Here is a 20,360-nt window from a genome sequence, read left to right on the forward strand (position 1 = left end):
TGTGCAAAACCCTTCCGTTGCCGATTTCCCCGTCTTCGACAGTTCCGACTTCAGCGGGGAGGAAGACGCGTTCTATTTCGACCTGGTGCGGCTGGAGGATCGGCCCGACATACCGCGCGGCTTTCCGCACCGCCACAACTACTATCACCTGCTCTGGATGAGCGAGGTCGACGGCACGCACCTGGTGGATTTCGAGAGCTTCGACGCGCGTGCGAACACCGTGTTCTTCGTTTCGCCGGGGCAGCTTCACGGCTGGCACTCGACGGTGCCGCCCAAGGGCTTCGCCATCAACTTCAGCCCCGAGTTCTTCGTCCAGATGTTCCCGCGTTCCGACGAGATCGCGCAATACCCGTTCTTCCACATCGCGGCGGATGCACCGGTGCTCTACCTCAGCCCCTCCCAGCACGAAGAGCTGCTGCCGCTGCTGTTGGCGATGGAGAAGGAGGTCCAGGGCAAGGAGACGGGGCGCCTGGACATCGTGCGCTCCTACCTCCTCGTGCTGCTGACCCGGCTGCGCAGGTTCTATCCGGAGCGCAGCGCCCACGGCGGCTCCCCGCAGAGCTACTCGCTGACCAGGCGCTTCAAGCTGCTGGTCGACCAGCACTACCTCGACTTCGGTCCGCTGCGCGACTACGCGGACAAGTTGCACGTCACGGAGCGCCAGCTCAACGACGCCGTCAAGCGCACGCTCGGCAAGACCGCGGGGCAGGTCGTGCACGAGCGGCTGGTGCTGGAGGCCAAGCGGCTGCTGAGCAACACGGCGATGGGGGTTGCGGAAATCGCGTTTCATCTCCACTTCGAAGACCATGCCTACTTCAGCCGCTTCTTCAAGAAGCACACGCAGCTGACGCCGGGCGAATTCAAGAAGCGGTACGGCACGCCGCGCTGACGTCCGGGCTGGGAAAAAAGTACCAAACGGGTTCGCAATCGTCCTACCACCTCGTGGGGGCGGCTGCTTAGAGTTCATCCCTCCTCAACTCCACCGCCGCGATGGCGGTTCGATCGCCGGCGATGAACGACTCCCCCCAACTTCGTACCGGCGGCCAGCTGATCGTCGACGCGCTGCTCGCGCAAGGCGCCGACACCGTGTTCTGCGTGCCGGGCGAAAGCTACCTCGACGTGCTGAACGCGCTCTACGCGCAGCAGGACGCCATGCGCGTCGTGGTCTGCCGCCACGAGGGCGCGGCCGCCTTCATGGCCGAGGCGCACGGCAAGCTCACCGGCCGCCCCGGCATCTGCATGGTGACACGCGGCCCCGGGGCGACCAACGCGAGCATCGGCGTGCATACGGCCTTCCAGGACTCGACGCCGATGATCCTGCTGATCGGCCAGGTCGGGCGCGACATGATCGAGCGCGAGGCCTTCCAGGAAATCGACTACCGGCGCATGTTCGGTCCCTTCGTGAAGTGGGTGGCGCAGATCGACGACGCGGCGCGCGTGCCCGAGCTCATGGCGCGCGCCTGGTCGGTCGCGATGTCCGGCCGCCCCGGCCCGGTGGTGCTCGCGCTGCCCGAGGACATGCTGACCGACTCCGCCTTTGCCGTGGTGGCGCCGCGCGTCGAGGTGCCGCAGTCGCACCCCGCGCCCGATGCGATGCGTCGCTTGCGCGAGCAGCTCGCCGCTGCGCAGCGGCCGCTGCTGCTGCTCGGCGGGCCGGGCTGGAGCGCCGATGGCCGAGAGGCCATCGAGCGTTTTGCCGTGCAGAACGGCCTGCCGGTGGCCTGTGCCTTTCGGCGGCAGGACCTGTTCGACAACCGCCACCCGCAGTACGTCGGCGAGGTCGGCATCGGCGTCAATCCCGAGCTGGCCAAGGCCGTGCGCGAGGCCGACCTGCTGATCGCCGTGGGCACCCGGCTCGGCGAGATCGTGACCGGCGGCTACACGCTGCTCGAGGTGCCCGTGCCGCGCCAGCGCCTCGTGCACGTGCTGGCCTGCGCCGAGGAGCTGGGGCGTGTGTACCAGCCGGCGCTCAAGGTGTCGAGCAGCCTCGACCCGTTCGCCGCGGCCGCGGCCGAACTGCCACCGGTCGATGCGGCGCCCTGGCGCGAGTGGCTCGGCCGGCTGCGCGGCAACTACGAGCGCTACACGGCGCCGTCGACGCGCCAGGCGAAGCTCGACCCGGCCCGCGTCATCCAGGCGCTCGCCGAGACGCTGGAGCCCGATGCGATCCTCACCAACGGCGCCGGCAACTACAGCGCCTGGGCGCACCGCTACTACCCGTTCTCGCGGCCGCACACGCAGCTCGCGCCCACCAGCGGCGCGATGGGCTACGGCGTTCCGGCCGCCATCGCGGCCAAGCTGCAGCATCCCGCCCGCCAGGTGATCTGCCTGGCCGGCGACGGCTGCTTCCTGATGACCTCACAGGAGCTCGCGACCGTCAGGCGCCACGACCTCGCCATCGTCTTCATCGTCTTCAACAACGGCATGTACGGAACGATCCGCATGCACCAGGAAGTGAACTACCCGGGCCGGCCGATCGGCACCGACCTGTGCAACCCCGATTTCGTGCTGTACGCCCAGTCCTTCGGCCTGCATGCCGAGCGCGTGGCGCGCAGCGAGGACTTCGCGCCGGCGCTGCAGCGCGCGCTGGCCGGCGGCGGCGCCGCACTCATCGAACTCGTCATCGAGCCCGAGATCCTGACGCCGCGCGCCACCCTCAGCGAGCTGCGCGAGAAGGCCCTGCGCGCCGCGGCCTGAACGACTTTTTCGACAACCAGGAGACAAGACATGAACACATTGCTGCGGGCTTCGGCCCTGGTGGCACTGGGTGCCTGCGCGCTMGTGCAGGCCCATGCGCAGGGCGCGACCGATTTCCCGGTGCGCCCGATCCGGATCGTGGTGCCCTTCGCCGCCGGCGGCGCCACCGACGTGATCGCCCGCGTGGTGGGGCAGAAGGTTTCGGACCAGCTCGGCCAGCCTGTCGTCGTCGACAACAGGGCCGGGGCCAACGGCAACATCGGCGCCGTGGCGGTGGCCCGCGCCGCACCCGATGGCTACACCATCCTGATGGCGACCTCGAGCCACGCGATCAACGCGACGCTCTATCGCAAGCTCGACTACAGCCTGACGAAGGACTTCGCCGCGCTGTCGAACCTGGCCTCGGTGCCGCTGGTGCTGGTGGTGAACCCGGAGGTGCAGGCGCGCAGCGCGGCCGAGTTCGCTGCTTTCGCGAAGGCGGCCGGCGACAAGGTCAATTTCGCCTCCGGCGGCACCGGCACCGCTGCCCATCTGTCCGGGGAGCAGTTCAACACGCTCGTCGGCGCGCGGATGCTGCATGTGCCCTACAAGGGCGGCGCGCTCGCCCAGACCGACCTGATCGGCGGCCAGGTGCAGGCGATGTTCGCGAACCTGCCCGAGGTGCTGACGCAGGTGCAGGCCGGCAAGCTGCGGCCGCTGGCGGTCACCGGCAAGGCCCGCCGCGCCAACCTGCCCGCGGTGCCCACCTTCGCCGAGGCCGGCTACCCGCAGATGGATGCGCGCTCCTGGTTCGGCCTTTTCGCGCCGGCCGGCACCCCGGCGCCGGTGGTGGCCAGGCTCTCCGCATCCATCGCGCAGGCGGTGGCCGACCCGGCCGTGCAGGCACGCCTCAAGGAACTCGGCGCCGACCCCATCGGCGACCGGCACGAGGCCTTCCAGCCCTTCGTCGCCCAGGAAGTGACGCGATGGGGCGCCCTGGTGGCGCGCTCAGGCGCCACCGCAGACTGATTTTTTCGACAACCCCGCTCCCGAAGAAGAAGGAACCGCATGCTCTACGACGTCCGCACCTACACCTGCCGCCCCGGCACGCTCAAGCGCCACCTGGCGCTCTACGCCGAGCACGGCTTCGACACACAGCGCCGCCACCTGGGCGAGCCGCTGGCCTACCTGCAGACCGAGACCGGCAACGTCAACAGCTACACCCATATCTGGGTCTTCGCCGACGCGGCCGACCGCGCCGCCAGGCGCGCGGCCATGCAGCGCGACCCGGCATGGGCGAGCTACCTCGAGAAAAGTGCGCAGGCCGCGTACCTCGTGTCGCAGGAGACGCGACTGATGGTGCCGACGGCCTTCTTCAAGCCCTGATTCACGTTTCTGATTTCCTTTTCACGGACCACGGACACAGCGCATGCAGGACTACCGGCGATTCTTCGATCTCACCGACAGGACAGCCGTGGTAATCGGCGCGGCGTCGGGCATCGGTCAGGCTTCGGCGCATGCCCTGGGCTCGCTGGCCGAGCACACGCTGTCGGCGCACGGGCGCATCGACATCGCGGCGGCCGCGCCGGCCCTCAACATCCGCAAGCTCCTCGTCGACTGCACCGACGAGGAGTTCGACCAGGTCGTGAACCTGAACCTCAAGGGCATCGAATTTGTTATGAGAAATAGTTAACAAAAGAACGTCAACAACTGTGTCTTGGTCTTTGGTGATCAGGGGGGCGCCAACAGAATTTGTTCACTTTTTGAAACACTCATTTCAGGGCATGAACAAATGAACACTTCCTATGGCTCCCCACCGAGCAGCCGCGGCGAGACATCGCACGTTGCACGTACCGCGTTGGCAGTTGCGGTCCTCACGCTGCTGGGCGCGGCCGGTACTGCGCAGGCGCAAGTCAAGATCGGCGCCAACCCCCTGGGCATCAATCCTGGTTCCGTGCTCGAACTCGAAAGTCCCAATCGCGGCTTCCTTGTCACACGCATCGCCCTGACCGACCGCAACACCTGGGGCCTCAACGGCAACCAGCCTGTCGAAGGCATGGTGGTCTACAACAGCACGGAAACAACGGGGGTCAACGGTCTGCAAGCGGGCCTGGCCGTCTGGAAGAACGGCCAGTGGATCAGCGTGGACGAGACCCCGTACTTCCATACCAACTCCACCCTGGCCGGCAATTCGACCTTGGCGAATTCCGGCGCGACCGGCGCCAACTCCGTCGCTGTCGGTCCCAATGCGGTGGCCGCCGCCGCGCAGGGGGTGGCCATCGGCGCGGGGACCAGCGTGACCCAGGCCGGCGGCGTCGCGCTCGGCGCCGGCTCGGTCGCGTCCACCGCCGCAGGCGTGGCCGGCTATGTACCGCCGACGGCCACGGACTCGCAACGCATCGCGATCGGCGCGACCACCAGCACGCTGGCGGCCGTGTCGGTGGGCGACGCGGCCAACGGCCAGTTCCGCCAGATCACCGGCGTGGCCGCGGGCGCGGCCGACAGCGACGCGGTGAACGTCTCGCAACTGAGGGCGGTGCAAGGCACGGTGGCGGTGATCGACCAGTCGACCGTCAAGTACGACACCAACGTGGACGGCACCACCAACTACAACAGCGTGACCATGGGCGGCAGCAACTCGACCGGCCCGGTGGCGGTCCACAACGTCGCCAACGGCGTTGCGCCCAACGACGCGGTCAACGTGAACCAGCTCAACGGCGCGGTCGGCGCCATCAACAACCGCATCAACGCACTGGACGACAAGGTCAATGCCAACACCCGGATGCTCTCGGGCGGTATCGCGGCCTCGGCAGCGATGGCGGTGGTCACGCCGGTGGAGCCGGGCCGCTACCACGTGAGCGGGGCCGTGGCCGGCTACAACGGCCAGGCCGGCATCGGCTTCAACCTGCTCAAGCGCTCGGACAACGGACAGACCACCCTGCATGCCGGCGTGGGCTGGGGGTCCGGTGGCAGCAAGGCCATCGTGCGCGTGGGCTTCGGGTTCTCGTTCGACTGACCGGCAAGAGGGGCAACATCCATGAAAAAACAGAACACGATCCAATTCTTCGCGCTGGCCGCGCTGGCGGCAATGCTGGGCGGCTGCGCCTCGAGCGCCAACAACACGCCCGATCGGGCGGCCGCAACGCCGGCCGCCAACGAATCCGTGGGCTTTCCCGACGCGGGCAGCGCCTGGCTCAAGGGCGGAACCTTCATCGACGTGGAACAGCTGCGCCGCATCGGCCGCGGCATGACGAAGAACCAGGTGCGCGAGCTCCTCAGCTACCCGCATTTCAGCGAGGGCCTGTTCGGCCCGAAGGAATGGGACTACCTGTTCAACTTCCGCACCGGCCGCGGCGACGAGTTCGTCACCTGCCAGTACAAGGTGGTCTACAAGGACGGCGTCACCGACGCGATGTACTGGAAGGACCCGGCCTGCGCGGGCTACCTCCAGCCCAAGGTCAGCGAGGTGGTGCGGCCGGTGGCGGCCGCGGCCGCACCGCAGCGGTTCAAGGTCGCAGCCGACGCGCTCTTCGCTTTCGACAAGTCGGGCACGGCCGATATGCTGCCCGGGGGACGCAAGCAGCTCGACGAACTGGCGGCCCAGCTCAAGGGCCAGTACAAGCGCTTCGATACGGTCACCGTCATCGGCCACACGGACAGGTTGGGCGGCGACGCCTACAACCAGGCGCTTTCGATCGCGCGCGCAGCCACGGTGCGCGACTACCTGATCGCGCAGGGCCTGCCGCAGTCGGCGCTGCGGGCCCTCGGTGTCGGCAAGACGCAGCCGCTGGTCCAGTGCGCCGACAGCGCGCAACGCACCCCACTCATTGCCTGCCTGCAGCCCAACCGGCGCGTGGAACTCGAAGTCACTGGTGAACGATAAATTGTCATTGCCCCGCGGCACCATCGACGAGATCGCTGTCTGCGTTGTCCGGACGAGGACGCAACAACGCGGCGCATTGCAGGGGGCGCCGTGCGGGAATCGTCCGTGAGCTACAAGTCCAGCGCCGCCCAAGCGGCGCGCAGACGCATCGCACTGCTTGAAGACTCCCCCGCCGAAGCGCAGGCGGTGATGGAACTTCTGGTCAATAACGGCCATGAGGTCGTGCATCAAAAGAGAGGGGAAGCCTTCCTCGAGATGCTGCAACGCGACAGCTTCGACATCCTCATTCTCGACTGGTCCGTGCCGGATCTGTCGGGCTACAGCGTGCTGCGCCGTGTGCGCGACGACCTTCGCTCCAACGTGCCGGTGCTGATGCTCACCGCACGGGGCGGCGAGTTCGAGGTGGTGCAGGCGCTCAACGGGGGGGCGAACGACTACCTCGTGAAGCCGTGGCGACCGTTCGAACTGCTGGCCCGCCTTCAGGTGCTCCTGCGCAGCGTGGGCTCGCAACCTGTCGAGCCGCGCGACGACGAGATCGAGGGCTGGCATTTCAGTGCCGCGCGGCAGACCATCCGGAACGGCGCCGAAGAGTTCCGCCTGCCGCTCAGGGAGTTCGAGGTTGCCCGCCTGCTGTTTCGCCACCTGGGGCGGCCGCTGTCGCGCGAGCACCTGAACCAGGCGCTGTGGGCGGGACAGGCGGCATCGCGCACGATCGACACCCATGTATCGCGCGTGCGAACCCGCCTGGGATTGACCATCGACAGAGGGTTCCAGTTGCAGGCGGTCTACGGTTTCGGCTATCGGCTGGACCGCATCGCATGACTGCAAGCAGATGGTCGGCCGTTGCCTGTCTGTGCCTGCCCATGGCCCTCGCCGCCCAACCGGCACCGCCCTTGCAAGCCCCGGCCCCGCACGTCGTGCAGCCTGGAGAAACCTTGTGGGGCATTTCGCGGCAGCACTTCGGCCGGCCGCTGCTGTGGCCCTCGATCCAGCAGCGCAACGGCGTGGGCGAGCCGCGGCAGCTGCCGGTCGGCAAGGTCCTGCATTTCGCCGATGGGGAGACGCATGCTGTTGTGGTGGCTGTCAGCGGCGATGTGCGTGCCGAGTCCGGCGGCAGCAGCGGCGCAGCGCAACCCGCCATGCGGCTTCCCGAGGGCGCGCGGGTGCGCACCGGGCCCGGCAGCTTCGTCACGCTGCGGCTGCCCGATGGTTCGCTGTGCACGCTGCCGTCGAACTCCACGGTCCGGCTGGTCCGCTTTTTCGATGCGGCGGGGCGCGCCGCCGCGTTGCTCGACCTGCAGGCGGGCGAGGTCGAATCGCGTGTGCCCCCCCGTGCAGTTCCGTCGGGCCAGGACACGTTTCGCGTGCGCACGCGCATGGCGACCGTGGGCGTGCGCGGCACCCACTTCCGCGTGAACCTGGCCGACGGGCGCCGCGTGGCGGTGAGCGTGCTGGAGAGTCGCATCGTGGTCCGCACGGCAACACAGCCGGACCTCTTGCTGTCGGCACCGCAGGGGGTGGTCATCGACGAAGGCCCGCAGGGCGGTGTCGTTCAGGAACTGCTGCCGGCCCCCGCATGGATCGATGCGGGCCTGCCGCAAAACCAGCCCGCCGTTCTGCTGGCGTGGACCGAAGTGAGCGGCGCTGCCGGCTACCGCGCGCAACTCGCACACGATGCCGAATTCCTGGACCTGGTGGCCGAGCGGCATGTGGTGCGCTCCGGTCCGCGCGAACTGGCGCTGTTCGACGGGCTCCCCTTCGGGAGCTATTTCGCGCGGGTGGCGGCCGTGACGCCGGAAGGCATCGAGGGGCAGGTGACGGTCAGCGGCTTCTCGCGGGCGTCCGCATCGGCATCGCTGGGCGGCCGGATGCGTTGGATCGCCGCCAGCAACGAGATCGAATTCGGCTGGAACCCGATCGCCGACAGCACCTATGGCCTGGAGATTGCCGAGGACGCGGCCTTCACGCGCGTGATCGTGCGGGCCGACGGCCTGCGCGGTCACGCGGTGCGGGTGCAGGCCTTGCCGCCGGGCCAGTATTTCTGGCGCGTTCGCGCCGACACGGTTGCACAAGGCCAGCATTCGGAGACGGTCGGCCCGGTGCTGCCCCTGCTGGTCGAGGGAGTGCGCTGATTGCCCGCAAAGGTTGCGCTTTACGCAGCACGCCGCCTGCGGCGCGAATGGCTCGCGTGCCTGCTGATCGTGCTGGCCTTCGCCGGACTGATGCAGCGGGGCCAGGTGCTGGAGCGGTTCGACCTGGCCCTGTACGACGGCCTGCTGCAGCGCGACACCCGGCCCGCCCACCCCGACATCCTGATCGTGGCGGTGGACAACGCCAGCCTGCGCGCGCTGGGCCGCTGGCCCTGGCCGCGCGACGTGCACGCGCGGCTGGTGCGGCGCCTCGCCGCAGCTGCGCCGCGCGCGGTGGCCTTCGACATGCTGTTCACCGAAACGGCCACCGAGCCCCGTGCCGATGCGGATTTCGCGCAGGCCCTGGAGGCCCTGAGGGCCGTCAGCCCGGTGTTCCTGCCGGTGAGCGTGCACACGCCGCCGGCGAGCGGGCAGGTGCCCGAGGCGTTGCGCCCGCTGCCGCTGCTGGAGCGGGCGGTCACGGGGCTGGGCCATGTGCATGTGGTGCTCGACGACGACAGCGTGGTCCGCAGCCTGTACCTGCGCGAGGGCACCGAGGGCCGGCGCTGGCCTTCCCTGTCCCTGGCGCTGGCGCAGGCCAGCGGTGTCCCCGCGCCCGCACCCAGGGCTGCCGCCGACGAACCGCCCGACGGCACGGGCTGGCTGCGCACATCGCGCATGCTGATCCCCTTCTCCGGCCCGCCGGGGCACCACAAGGCCGTGCCCTACGTGAGCCTGCTGAACGGCGAGGTGCCCGACGCCGCACTGCGCGGCAAGACCATCCTGGTGGGCCTGACCGCCACCGGCGTCGGCGACCAGTACCCGACGCCCTTCTCCAGCGGCTCGGGCCTGATGCCGGGCGTCGAGATCAGCGCCGCGGCGCTGGACGGCCTGCTGGGAGGCCGTACTCTCGTGGCGGCCGGCCCGTGGCTGCAGACCGTTGCCGCAGCGCTCGCGCTGCTGGGCTGGATGGTCTGGCTGTGGCGCTCGGGGCCGCAGACCGGGCTGCTCGGCCTGTCGGTTTTCGGCCTGCTGGCCCTCGCGGCCACCACCGTGCTCCAGCTGCACTGGCGCCTGTGGCTGCCGGTGGGCCTCTGGCTGCTGGCCGCCTTGCTGGGCTACCTGCTGTGGAGCTGGCGCCGGCTGATGGTGCTGCTGGCCGACCTGTACCGGCGGGCCGATGCCATGCACGCCGGATCGGCCCTGCCGGCGCGGGACGGCTGGCAGCACGTGGTCGAGGCGCTCGACCGCGGCTTGCAGGCCGAGCAGCAGGCCCAGCGCCAGCGCACCGAGGCCCTGCAGTTGCTCTCACACGACCTTCGCGCGCCGCAGTCGGCGGTGCTGGCGCTGCTGCGCACGCAGCCGCCGCGCAACGCCGAGAGCGTCGAGCTGTACGCGCGCATCGAGCGGCAGGTGCAGACCACGCTCTCGCTGGCCGACGACTTCGTGCTGCAGCTGCGCGCCGAGGGTGAGGACTACGTGTGGATGGAGGTCGACCTGGCGCAGCTCCTGAGCGAGGTGTACGAGCGGGCCTGGCCGCTCGCGCGGGAGAAGGGCATCCGGCTCGCGCTCGTGCTGCCGCAGCCGGAGCCGCAGGCCGACGAGGACAGCGCCTGCTGGCTGCAGGCGGAGCCCCGCCTGCTCGGGCGGGCGCTGTTCAATCTGCTGGAGAACGCGGTCAAGTACGCACCGCCGGGCAGCCGCGCGGAGATCGCCCTGGCGTGGAAGCCGGGCCAGGCGGCCGTGGTGACGGTCCGCGACGAGGGCGAGGGCATCCGGGCTTCGGACCTGCCTCGCCTGTTCGAGCGCTACAGCCGCTTCCAGCAGAAGGACGGCGTCGAGGGCCACGGGCTGGGCCTGAGCCTGGTCAGGACGGTGGTCGAGCGCCATGGCGGCTCGGTCGCCGTCAGCAGCACGGTGGGGCAGGGCACGACGTTCAGTGTCACCCTGCCGGGGGATCGAGCGGTCTAGAAAAAAGAAGCGGCGTGGCGCGAACTTCGTTCAGCAACGGCCCTTTTTCGCCTGTCCCGGAGGGCAGTGATAGCCGCCATGGCGGTCGCCGTCATGGTCGTCGTGCCGGTCGTACTGGCGTCTTTCCTCGCGTTCGGCGCGGCGTTCCGCACGGCGCCAGTCGCCTTCCCTCCAGCGCCAGCCGCCATCGGCGCGCACCCATTGGCCCGGCGCATAGGCGTAGTCCGGCCGTGCGGCCACGAAGTAGCCGGGGCGCCAGGCGTAGGCGCGCTCGTTCCATTGCCAATGCCCAGGCACCCAGACCTGGCCGGGCCGTGGGCCGGGCATGCTTTCGTAGCGGGGTGCTGGCGGGGCCATCTGGACGATGCCGGGCACGTTGATGTTGACAGACACCTGTGCCAGCGCAGGCAAGGCGGATGCGGCCATCGTGGCGGCCAGCAGGATGTTGGTGATCCTCATGAGAGTCCCCGTGGTTGTGTTGTGACTGGACTTTAACAACGCATCACGGCGAAAAACGAAGACAGGGTCGGTCCCGCACGAATCCTCATCCGGCGGCGAGTGGAAACTCCTCCGCGCTGAAGACCGTATGGAACACGGTGCCGTCGAACATCTCGAGAAGGCCCTTGGAAACCTCGCGGCTTTCGTAGCGCACGGGCGAATCGAGCGCCCGCGCGATGTCCTCGCGGCTGGCATAGCGGATCGCCAGCACCATCGCCAGTTCCGGGTCGCTCACGTCGCTTTCCAGCTGCCGCAGTACGCGCACTTCCAGCGCGCCGGGGAAGCGGGTCCACAGCGGCACGAGCTTCTCGTGCACGTAGCGGGTGAAAGTCTCTTCCAGGCCGGGCTTGACCTGTCCCTTGAAAAACGCGCAGCGGATGAACATGGTTTCCTTCTTTCCTGTATTCGGTAGCTTGTGAGCCGGTGTGCGTTCAGCCGCGGGCATAGCCGTTGAACTGCCGCATCATGGCCGCCGTGTCTTCGGGCCCGAGCCCGGCCGCCACGAAGGCGCGATGCAGCTCCGAGACCACGCCCGTCAGCGGCAGCGGCAGGCGCTGGCCTTGCGCAAAGGCCTGCACCGCCTCGAGGTCCTTGAGCATGTTGTCGATGCGGCCGGTGGGCGTGTCGTCGCGCGAGGCCATCTTGGGTCCGAACTCGCGCAGGATCTGGCTGTCGGCCCGTCCGCCGGCCAGTGCGGCCGCCAGTTTCGACGCGTCGACGCCGCCGGCCTCCGCCAGGCGAACCGCCTCGGCCACGGCCTGGAAGCCGATCGCGCAGAGCAGCTGGTTGACCAGCTTGGTGGTCTGGCCCGCGCCGCTCTCGCCCATGTGGGTGTAGTTGGCGCACAGGCTGTCCATGACGGCGCGCGCACGCGCCACGTCGTCGGCAGTGCCGCCCGCCATCACCGTGAGTTGCCCGAGCAGCGCCTTGGGCGCGCCACCCGACAGCGGCGCGTCCACGAAGCCCATGCCGGTGCGCTCGCGCAGCGCCTGCGCGAGCCGGCGCGTGGAAGGCGGATCGATGGACGACATGTCGATCAGCAGGCGCCGCGCATCCGCCGGCGTCGCGGCGGCCACGCCGGCTTCGCCGAAGACCGCGCGCTCCACCACGGCCGCGGCGTTGAGGCTGGTGATGACGAAGTCGCTCGCCGCAGCCGCTTCAGCCGCGGTGTTCGCGGCTGAAGCGCCTTGCTGTTTCAGGGCGTCGACCTTGGCCGTGTCGAGGTCGAATACGTTCACCGCATGGCCGCAGTCGAGCAGCCGGCGCGCAATGGCCGAGCCCATGATGCCGACGCCGATCACGGCCACGCGCTGGCCCGGCACGCTCATGCCGGGCGGCATCAGAGGCTGGCGGTGATGCCGCCGTCCACGTAGAGGATGTGGCCGTTGACGAAGCTCGACGCATCCGAGGCCAGGAAGATGGCCGCGCCGCCCAGTTCCTGCACATCGCCCCAGCGGCCGGACGGCGTGCGGCCCGAGAGCCACGCGGTGAAGGCTTCGTCGGCCACCAGCGCCTGTGTCAGCTCGGTCTTGAAGTAGCCCGGCCCGAGGCCGTTGACCTGGATGCCGTGCTTGCCGAGGTCGATCGCCATGCCCTTGGTGAGCATCTTCACCGCGCCCTTGGTGGCGGCGTAGGGCGCAATGCCGGGGCGGCCCAGCTCGCTCTGCACCGAGCAGACGTTGATGATCTTGCCGCGCTTGCGCTCGATCATCCGCTGCGCCACGAAGCGGCCGACGAAGAACACGCTGTCGATGTTGGTGGTGGTGATCTTGTGCCAGGCGTCGATCGGAAACTCGGCGAAGGGGCCGCGGTGCTGCATGCCCGCGTTGTTGACGAGGATCTCGATCGGGCCGATCTCGGCCTCGATGCGGGCGATGCCGGCTTCCACCGCAGCGGCGTCGGTGACGTCGAAGGCCACCGCTTCGGCGGCCACGCCTTGGGCGCGCAAGGCGTCGCGGGCGGCCGCGAGCGAGGCGGCATCGCGGGCATTCAGAACGACGCGCGCGCCGGCCGAACCCAGCGCCGCGGCCAGCGCAAAGCCGATGCCCTTGCTGGAGCCGGTGATGAGGGCGATGCGCCCGGACAGATCGAACAGTTTCAAGAAGCACTCCTGGAATGGACGCGGACCCGTACGCACGGTGGACAGGTTGAATACGTTACCGGTATCTTATTTGATCGTCAACCGGTGAAACCTGTGTTGCGCTGCGGTACGATGCGCTATTAAAGTTACCGGTATCTAATTCCGGACCGATCCCGCAGGAGAACCGCTTGACCGCCACCTCGACATTCCCGCATGTGCTGATGCCAGGCCCCTACCCGGAATGGGACATGGCGCCGATGCAGGCGGCCTACACCCTGCACCGCCTGTGGGAGGCGCCGGACCGGCAGGCCTTCGTTGCCGAGCATGCGCCGGACATCCAGGCGATCGCGACCCGGGGCGAACTGGGCGCGAACGCCGAGCTCATCGCATCGCTGCCGAAGCTGGAACTGATCGCCTGCTACGGCGTGGGCACCGACGGCATCGACCTGGCCGCCTGCCGCGCGCGCGGCATTCGCGTCACCAACACGCCCGACGTCCTCAACGGCGACGTGGCCGACCTCGCCGTGGGGCTCACCCTGGCGCTGCAGCGGCGCATTCCGGCCGGCGACCGGTTCGTGCGCAGCGGCGAATGGTCGAAGGGCCCGATGCCGCTGGCGACACGCTTCTTCGGCCAGCGCATCGGCATTGCCGGCATCGGGCGCATCGGCAGCACCATCGCGCGGCGGCTTTCGGGTTTCGAGATGGAACTCGGCTACTTCAGCCGCACGCCGAAGGACGACAGTCCGCACCGCCACTTTGCCAGCCTGCCGGCGATGGCCGACTGGTGCGACGTGCTCATCGTCATCCTGCCCGGCGGCGAGGCCACGCGCGGCATCGTCAACGCCGAGGTGCTGCAGGCGCTCGGCCCGCGCGGCTGGCTGGTGAACGTCTCGCGCGGCACCACCGTGGACGAGGCCGCGCTGCTGCAGGCGCTGGAGCAGAAGACCATCGCGGGCGCGGCGCTCGACGTCTTCCTCAACGAGCCGCGCATCGACCCGCGCTTCGCGGCACTCGACAACGTGGTGCTTCACCCGCACCATGGCAGCGGCACCGAAGAGACGCGCCGCGCCATGGGCGAACTGGTGCGCCGCAACCTGCAGGCGCACTTCGGTGGCTTGCCGCTCATCACTCCCGTGGCCTGAAGGAAAAATCCCATGCGTATGCGCTGTATGTGCCTCGTCATCCACGCCCCGGACGACCTGCGCCTCGACGAACAGGATGCCGGCGAGATCGGCCCGGGCCAGGTGCTGGTGAAGGTCGGCATGGGCGGCATCTGCGGCTCCGACCTGCACTACTTCCACAACGGCGGCTTTGGCACCGTGCGCATCAAGGAGCCGATGGTGCTGGGCCATGAAGTGGCCGGCACCGTGGTGGCCGTGGCGCCCGGCGTCGAGAGCGTCCGCATCGGCGACAAGGTGGCCGTCAATCCCAGCCGGCCGTGCGGCGCCTGCAAGTTCTGCCTCGAAGGGCTGCCCAACCAGTGCCTGGAGATGCGCTTCTACGGCAGCGCGATGCGCACGCCGCATGTGCAGGGCGCCTTCCGCAACATGCTGCTTTGCGAGGCCACGCAGTGCGTGAAGGTGGCCGAGCATGTGCCGCTGCGTCTCGCGGCACTCGCCGAGCCGTTCTCGGTGGGGCTGCATGCGGTGTCGCGCGCGGGCTCGCTGCTGGGCAAGCGCGTGCTGGTGTCGGGCTGCGGCCCCATCGGCGTGCTGGCCATTGCGGCGGCGCGTGTGCACGGCGCCGCCGAGATTGTTGCCACCGACGTGATCGACGAGCCGCTTGCGATCGCGCGCGCGATCGGTGCCGACAGCACCGTCAATGTCGCGCAGGACAAGACCTGGGTGTCGCGCTACGCGGCCGACAAGGGTACTTTCGACGTGATGCTCGAATGCTCGGGCAACGAGCGCGCCCTGCGCGACGGCCTCGAGGTGATGCGCCCGCGCGGCGTCGTCGTGCAGCTGGGCCTGGGCGGCGACGTGAGCATTCCGCAGAACATGGTGGTCGCCAAGGAGCTCAGCATCTGCGGCTCCTTCCGCTTCCATGCCGAGTTCGCGCTTGCGGTGCGGCTCATCAACGAAGGGCGTGTGGATCTCTCACCGGTGGTGTCGCACACCTTCCCCATGCTGCAGGCGCGGCAGGCCTTCGAGCTGGCGAGCGACCGAAAGCAGGCGATGAAGGTGCTGATCGACTTCGCGGACGCATAACCAGGCGCGGCCAAGGCCAGAAACACCGCGGAACCGGCTTTGCCGGGCCGCCGGTGTTGCCCCCGGTAGGGGGTTGGCGAAGCGACACGAAGTGCGCGCAGCCTGGGGGCGAGCTCAGCTCGTCTCACGAACTCTCGCGCTGCTCGATGTGGAAGGGGATCATCACGGTCTCCGCTGGTGGACGGTGACCATCGCGCGCACCATCCATCACGCGCAGCAGCAGCTCGCCAGCCGCCTTGCCGATGCCGACGCAATCCACCGCCACGGTGGTGATCCGCGGATGGCAGGCGCGCGCCACCTCGAAGTCGCCGAAGCCCGCGATCGCGATGCGGCCCGGCACGTCCCAGCCCTGGCGCTGGCATTCCATGAGCGCGCCGAAGGCCGAGAGGTCGGACACGCAGAGCACTGCATCCACATCGGGCCACTGCCGGATCAGTTGCACCACCGCTTCACCGCCCTGCGTCATCGAGATCGGCGGCTGGCCGAAGCTGATCACGCGCCCGTCGGGCAGGCCCAGTTCGCGGATCGCCCGCGCATAGCCGCGCTGCCGGTCGGCGCCGCGCGTGTCGCGGTTCGACGTGCCGCCGATGTAGGCGATGCGCCGGTAGCCCTTGCCGTGCAGGTGTCGCACCATCGCGCCGGCCGCTTCGGCGTTCGAGAAGCCGACCGTGTGCCCGATGGGCTCGTCGGGCAGGTCCCAGGTCTCGACCACCGGCACGCCGGCGGCCTGCAGCATGGCGCGCGCGGCGGGTGTGTGTGCGCCGCCGGTGAGGATCACGCCCTCGGGCCGGCGCGCGAGCATGGCGCGCAGCAGGCGCTCCTCGTTCTCCACGCGGTAGTCGGTGTAGCCCAGCAGCAGCTGCAGGCCGCGCGCTTCCACCGCCGCGGTGATGCCCTGCGCGGTCTCCGAGAAGTTGGAGTTGTTGAGCGACGGAATCAGCACCGCGATGAAGCCCGAGCGCTTGCTTGAAAACGTGCGCGCCGTCTGGTCGATCACGTAGCCCATTTCCTCGCAGGCCTGGAGGATGCGCTGCCGCAGCGCCTCCGAGGTCACGCGGTCGCTGCCCACGCTGCGGTTGAGCGCGCGCGACACCGTCATCTTCGAGACGCCGACGCGCGCGGCCACGTCAGCCATCGTCGCCGGGCGGGAAAGGGGAGCGGGGGCTTTGGTCGGGGGCAAGTGGCTCTCTTTTGGAATCCGGGTTCGARGATATGCGACAGCCGGCAAGTTGCCGACAACGTCTGTGCCGCCTACCAGCGCAGCGTCGCCGTGTGCACTGGCGCATCCCACAGCCGCTTGGATTCGTCGTCGAGCGCCGAGACGGTGAGCGAGGCTCCCGCCATCTCCAGCGAGGTCGTGTGGTTGCCCACCAGCGTGCGCACCACCACCAGCCCTTCGGCCGCGAGCCGCCGGCGCGCGTGGTGGTGCAGCAGGTACAGCTCCATCAGCGGCGTGCCGCCCAGCCCGTTGACGTGCAGCAGCACCTCGCGGCCGCGCACCAGTGCCAGGTCCTTGAGGATGGCGTCGAGCAGCAGGTCGACGATCTCCACCGCGGGCCGGAACGCCATGCGCTGCCGTCCGGGCTCGCCGTGGATACCCACGCCCAGCTCCATCTCCTGTTCGCCGATCTCGAAGGTGGCCACGCCCGAGGCCGGCACGATGCAGCTGTTGAAGGCCACGCCCATCGATGCGGTTCCGCTGTTGAAGCGGTCGCCGAGCGCCTTGCACTCGAACAGGTCGGCGCCGGCTTCGGCGGCGGCGCCGACGATCTTCTCCACGATCATGGTGCCGGCCACGCCGCGGCGGCCGCTCGCGTGGGGGGATTGTTCGACCGCCACGTCGTCGTCGACCACCACCATCAGGTGGTCGAGGTCGGTGAGCATGTCGCTCGCCATCTGGAAGTTGAGACGGTCGCCGGCATAGTTCTTCACGATGAAGAGCACGCCGCGGCCGGTGTTCACGCGGCGCGCCGCGGCCATCCACTGGTCGGGCGTCGGCGAGGTGAACACCTGCCCGGGGCAGGCCGCGTCGAGCATGCCGTGGCCCACATAGCCGGTGTGCAGCGGCTCGTGGCCCGAGCCGCCGCCGGCCACCACCGCCACGCCGCCCTTCTTGGGCGTGCGCCGGCAGACGAAGGTGGGATCGAACTCGACGCGCAGCAAGTCTTCATGGGCCGAGGCAAAGCCCGACAGGCTTTCGACGATGGCGTCGTCGGCATAGTTGATGAACTTCTTCATCGCGTGGTGTCCTCGCGGAGCGAACGGAAACCCCGAATGGTGGGGCCGCGGCGCGCGGCTGTCATGCGAGGTTCTCCGCAGTCAGGATGTCGACGCGCGGGTTGCTCACCGCCAGCGCGCCGCGCACGCCTTCACACAGGCCGCGCAGCACGCGCGCCGCCGTGGTCACGGCGTAGTGCACGTCCTGGTGCAGCACGAAGCTCAGCGCGCCGGAGATCAGCATCGTGCGGTGCACGTCGAGCAGGTCATGCGCGACCACGCCGAGCGAGGCGTCGTAGCCGTGCTCGGCCAGCGCCCGGTGCACGCCGTGGCTGCCGGGACCGACGTTGTAGACAGCGGTGAGCCGCCCGTCCGTGGCCTTGGGGTGCAGCGCTTCGAGTGCGCGCCTGTAGGCCTCGTCCTCGGATTCGGGCATGTCGTCCACGCGCAGCAGCCTGGCGCCTGCAAAGCGTTCTTCGAGCACCTGCGCAAAGCCGATGCCGCGGTCGATCTCGGCGGCATAGCGCGTGGCCGGCGAGAGCAGGGCGCAGTGGCCCTGGCCCGCAGGCGCCTCGCGGCCCAGCAGCAGGCCGGCGGTGCGGCCGGCGGCACGGTTGTCGGCGCCGATGAAGGTCTCGCGCATCGAGCCCGCGACATCGGAGAACAGCGTGACCACGTGCACCCCGGCGCGCACCAGTTCGTTGACGGCGAGCTTCACGGCCGGCGTGTCGGGCGCGAGCAGCGCCACGCCGTCCATGTCGGAAAGGCGCGCGAGTTCCTCGGCGAAGGCCGCGGGGTCGTGGGCCGGCAGGCGGCGCGTGACCTCGGTGATGTGCTGATGGCGGAAGTCGCCGGCCGCCTGCGCCACCACGCGGTCCACGAGGTCGAAGAAGCCGCGCCGCGCCGAGGGCAGCACGAAGGCGAAGCGGTAGCTGTCGGTCGAGCGCGGCCGGCCGCGCATCGGCACGGCCCCGCCCAGCTCCTTCATGGCGTCGCGCACGCGCTGCACGGTGGCCGGGTTCACGCCTGGGCGGCTGTTCAGCACGCGGTCCACGGTGGCGGTGCTGACGCCCGCCGTCTCGGCGATCTGGGTGATGGTGACGGAAGTGGCCAAGGGCTGGAAGGCGAAAAAGCGCCTCAATAAATCAATCAACAGTGTCGCCGAAGTCGCGTACCGGCCTTCACCGGGGTATCCCGGCCCCCTGCAAATACCCGCCAACCTGGCATTGAGGTCTTAGGGTTTGCGTTGATTGATTTATTTATTGCAATCTTTAATCTTCACTCCAGTTCTCGGGTGGCGGGCGCCACGCGGGTTCCCAACGAACAGGAGACGGACATGAGGTGGTTCAACAGGCGATCGACTCTGGGCGCGGCACTGCTCGCGGTGGCTGCATCGGTTTCGTCGGGCGGCGCGCAGGCGCAGGCCAAGCAGCTCACGCTGTGCTGGGCTGCATGGGACCCGGCCAATGCGCTGGTGGAGCTGTCGAAGGACTTCACTGCCAAGACCGGCGTGCAGATGAAGTACGAGTTCGTGCCCTGGCCCAACTTCGCGCAGCGCATGCTCAACGAGCTCAACTCCAAGGGCAAGCTGTGCGACCTGCTGATCGGTGACAGCCAGTGGATAGGCTCGGCCGCCACCGAGGGCCACTACATCAAGCTCAACGAGTTCTTCGACAAGAACGGCATCAAGATGAGCGACTTCATGCCCGCCACCGTCGAGGGCTACTCGACCTGGCCCAAGGGCACGCAGAACTACTGGGCGCTGCCCGCCATGGGCGACGCGGTGGCCTTCACCTACCGCAAGGACTGGTTCGCCAAGCCGGAATTGCAAAAGGAGTTCAAGGCCAAGTACAACCGCGACCTCGCGCCCCCCAAGACCTGGGACGAGTTCAAGCAGATCGGCCAGTTCTTCCAGAACCGCGTGGTCGACGGCAAGAAGGTCTACGGCGCGGCGCTCTACACCGAGCGCGGCTCCGAGGGCATCACCATGGGCGTGACCAACACCATGTACGCCTACGGCATGCAGTACGACAACCCGAAGAAGCCGTATGACATGAAAGGCTTCATCAACGGTCCCGAGGCCGTGGCCGGCCTCAAGTTCTACAAGGAGCTGTTCGACTGCTGCACGCCGCCCGGGCACTCCAACGCCTACATGACCGAAGACCTCGACTCCTACAAGTCGGGCCAGGTCGCGATGCAGATGAACTTCATCGCCTTCTTCCCCGGCATTGCGAAGGACCCGAACGTGGGCGGCGACAAGACTGGCTTCTTCGCGATGCCCAAGGCCAGGATCGCCGCCGCGCAGTTGGGCGGGCAGGGCATCTCGGTCGTGAAGTACTCCGACAGGAAGGAGCTCGCGCTCGAATACATCAAGTGGTTCGCGCAGCCCTCGGTGCAGCAGAAGTGGTGGGACGCGGGTGGCGCCTCGTGCCACAACGCGGTGCTCAACAAGCCAGGCTTCGAGAAGAGCGCGTCGTATGCGCCGGTGTTCCTCGAATCGATGAAGATCGTCAAGGACTTCTGGCAGGAGCCCAGCTACGCGCAGCTCCTGCTCGCGATGCAGAAGCGCACGCACGACTACGTGGTGGCCGGCAAGGGCACACCGCAGGAGGCGCTCGACGGTCTGCTCAAGGACTGGACCGAGGTCTTCAAGGAAGACGGAAAGATCAAGTGACGGCCATCTGAAGAAGCACTGCACC

The 20,360-nt window shown here is 68.7% G+C and carries 20 protein-coding genes; 13 read left to right on the plus strand and 7 right to left on the minus strand.

Features of this window, described 5'->3' with window-relative positions; genetic code table 11:
* Position 1: 1 nt before the first annotated feature.
* From AC1DXX_RS01870 to AC1DXX_RS01915, 10 genes are all read left to right on the plus strand, one after another.
* Positions 2-889, plus strand: coding sequence for a helix-turn-helix domain-containing protein (locus tag AC1DXX_RS01870; RefSeq protein ID WP_478132459.1), 888 nt, complete (start codon positions 2-4; stop codon positions 887-889).
* A 122-nt stretch (positions 890-1,011) separates the two neighbouring features.
* Positions 1,012-2,697, plus strand: a complete 1,686-nt coding sequence (locus AC1DXX_RS01875; protein ID WP_478132460.1) for a thiamine pyrophosphate-binding protein — start codon at positions 1,012-1,014, stop codon at positions 2,695-2,697.
* A gap of 30 nt (positions 2,698-2,727) precedes the next feature.
* The gene (locus AC1DXX_RS01880) at positions 2,728-3,705 is read left to right on the plus strand and encodes a Bug family tripartite tricarboxylate transporter substrate binding protein (RefSeq protein ID WP_478132461.1); all 978 of its coding nucleotides are present in this window, start codon (positions 2,728-2,730) and stop codon (positions 3,703-3,705) included.
* Positions 3,706-3,744: 39 nt separating this feature from the next.
* Positions 3,745-4,062 (plus strand): NIPSNAP family protein, encoded by a 318-nt coding sequence (locus tag AC1DXX_RS01885; protein ID WP_478132462.1) that lies wholly within the window; start codon positions 3,745-3,747, stop codon positions 4,060-4,062.
* Between the two features lie 43 nt (positions 4,063-4,105).
* Entirely contained in the window at positions 4,106-4,369 is a 264-nt protein-coding gene (locus AC1DXX_RS01890; protein ID WP_478132463.1) for a hypothetical protein, read from the plus strand.
* A 99-nt stretch (positions 4,370-4,468) separates the two neighbouring features.
* A complete protein-coding gene (locus AC1DXX_RS01895; protein WP_478132464.1) occupies positions 4,469-5,692 on the plus strand; it encodes a hypothetical protein in 1,224 nt (407 codons plus the stop codon).
* 21 nt (positions 5,693-5,713) lie between these two features.
* Entirely contained in the window at positions 5,714-6,559 is an 846-nt protein-coding gene (locus AC1DXX_RS01900; RefSeq protein ID WP_478132465.1) for an OmpA family protein, read from the plus strand.
* Between the two features lie 105 nt (positions 6,560-6,664).
* Entirely contained in the window at positions 6,665-7,381 is a 717-nt protein-coding gene (locus tag AC1DXX_RS01905; RefSeq protein ID WP_478132466.1) for a response regulator transcription factor, read from the plus strand.
* Positions 7,382-7,452: 71 nt separating this feature from the next.
* Positions 7,453-8,691 (plus strand): FecR domain-containing protein, encoded by a 1,239-nt coding sequence (locus AC1DXX_RS01910; protein ID WP_478132467.1) that lies wholly within the window; start codon positions 7,453-7,455, stop codon positions 8,689-8,691.
* Positions 8,692-10,659, plus strand: coding sequence for a CHASE2 domain-containing protein (locus tag AC1DXX_RS01915; protein WP_478132468.1), 1,968 nt, complete (start codon positions 8,692-8,694; stop codon positions 10,657-10,659).
* A 30-nt stretch (positions 10,660-10,689) separates the two neighbouring features.
* Here the strand turns inward: AC1DXX_RS01915 and AC1DXX_RS01920 are convergent, their stop codons facing one another.
* From AC1DXX_RS01920 to AC1DXX_RS01935, 4 genes are all read right to left on the minus strand, one after another.
* Positions 10,690-11,118: a YXWGXW repeat-containing protein gene (locus AC1DXX_RS01920; protein ID WP_478132469.1), complete on the minus strand. Its 429-nt coding sequence runs from the start codon at positions 11,116-11,118 to the stop codon at positions 10,690-10,692.
* Between the two features lie 85 nt (positions 11,119-11,203).
* A complete protein-coding gene (locus AC1DXX_RS01925) occupies positions 11,204-11,542 on the minus strand; it encodes a putative antibiotic biosynthesis monooxygenase (RefSeq protein ID WP_478132470.1) in 339 nt (112 codons plus the stop codon).
* 46 nt (positions 11,543-11,588) lie between these two features.
* Positions 11,589-12,497, minus strand: a complete 909-nt coding sequence (locus AC1DXX_RS01930; protein WP_478132471.1) for an NAD(P)-dependent oxidoreductase — start codon at positions 12,495-12,497, stop codon at positions 11,589-11,591.
* Complete coding sequence (locus AC1DXX_RS01935) at positions 12,497-13,258, minus strand: SDR family oxidoreductase (RefSeq protein WP_478132472.1); 762 nt, start codon at positions 13,256-13,258, stop codon at positions 12,497-12,499. Before AC1DXX_RS01935 ends, AC1DXX_RS01930 begins: the two co-directional genes overlap by 1 nt.
* 167 nt (positions 13,259-13,425) lie before the next feature.
* Between AC1DXX_RS01935 and AC1DXX_RS01940 the strand changes: the two genes are divergently transcribed.
* Both AC1DXX_RS01940 and AC1DXX_RS01945 read left to right on the plus strand, forming a co-directional pair.
* Positions 13,426-14,379: a 2-hydroxyacid dehydrogenase gene (locus AC1DXX_RS01940; RefSeq protein WP_478132473.1), complete on the plus strand. Its 954-nt coding sequence runs from the start codon at positions 13,426-13,428 to the stop codon at positions 14,377-14,379.
* Between the two features lie 12 nt (positions 14,380-14,391).
* On the plus strand, positions 14,392-15,444 hold the full coding sequence (locus AC1DXX_RS01945; RefSeq protein ID WP_478132474.1) for an L-idonate 5-dehydrogenase: 1,053 nt from the start codon (positions 14,392-14,394) through the stop codon (positions 15,442-15,444).
* Between the two features lie 124 nt (positions 15,445-15,568).
* On the opposite strand, the gene AC1DXX_RS01950 is transcribed toward AC1DXX_RS01945, so the two are convergent.
* The 3 genes from AC1DXX_RS01950 to AC1DXX_RS01960 form a co-directional block, all read right to left on the minus strand.
* Positions 15,569-16,579 (minus strand): LacI family DNA-binding transcriptional regulator, encoded by a 1,011-nt coding sequence (locus tag AC1DXX_RS01950; protein WP_478132475.1) that lies wholly within the window; start codon positions 16,577-16,579, stop codon positions 15,569-15,571.
* A gap of 116 nt (positions 16,580-16,695) precedes the next feature.
* Positions 16,696-17,682, minus strand: coding sequence for a dihydroxyacetone kinase subunit DhaK (gene dhaK / locus AC1DXX_RS01955; RefSeq protein WP_478132476.1), 987 nt, complete (start codon positions 17,680-17,682; stop codon positions 16,696-16,698).
* Positions 17,683-17,743: 61 nt separating this feature from the next.
* Entirely contained in the window at positions 17,744-18,775 is a 1,032-nt protein-coding gene (locus AC1DXX_RS01960) for a LacI family DNA-binding transcriptional regulator (RefSeq protein WP_478132477.1), read from the minus strand.
* A gap of 222 nt (positions 18,776-18,997) precedes the next feature.
* On the opposite strand from AC1DXX_RS01960, the gene AC1DXX_RS01965 reads away from it, so the two are divergent.
* Positions 18,998-20,335, plus strand: a complete 1,338-nt coding sequence (locus AC1DXX_RS01965) for an ABC transporter substrate-binding protein (protein ID WP_478132478.1) — start codon at positions 18,998-19,000, stop codon at positions 20,333-20,335.
* The last annotated feature ends 25 nt before the right edge of the window (positions 20,336-20,360 follow it).

Source organism: Variovorax sp. P4_B10, from assembly GCF_056402375.1.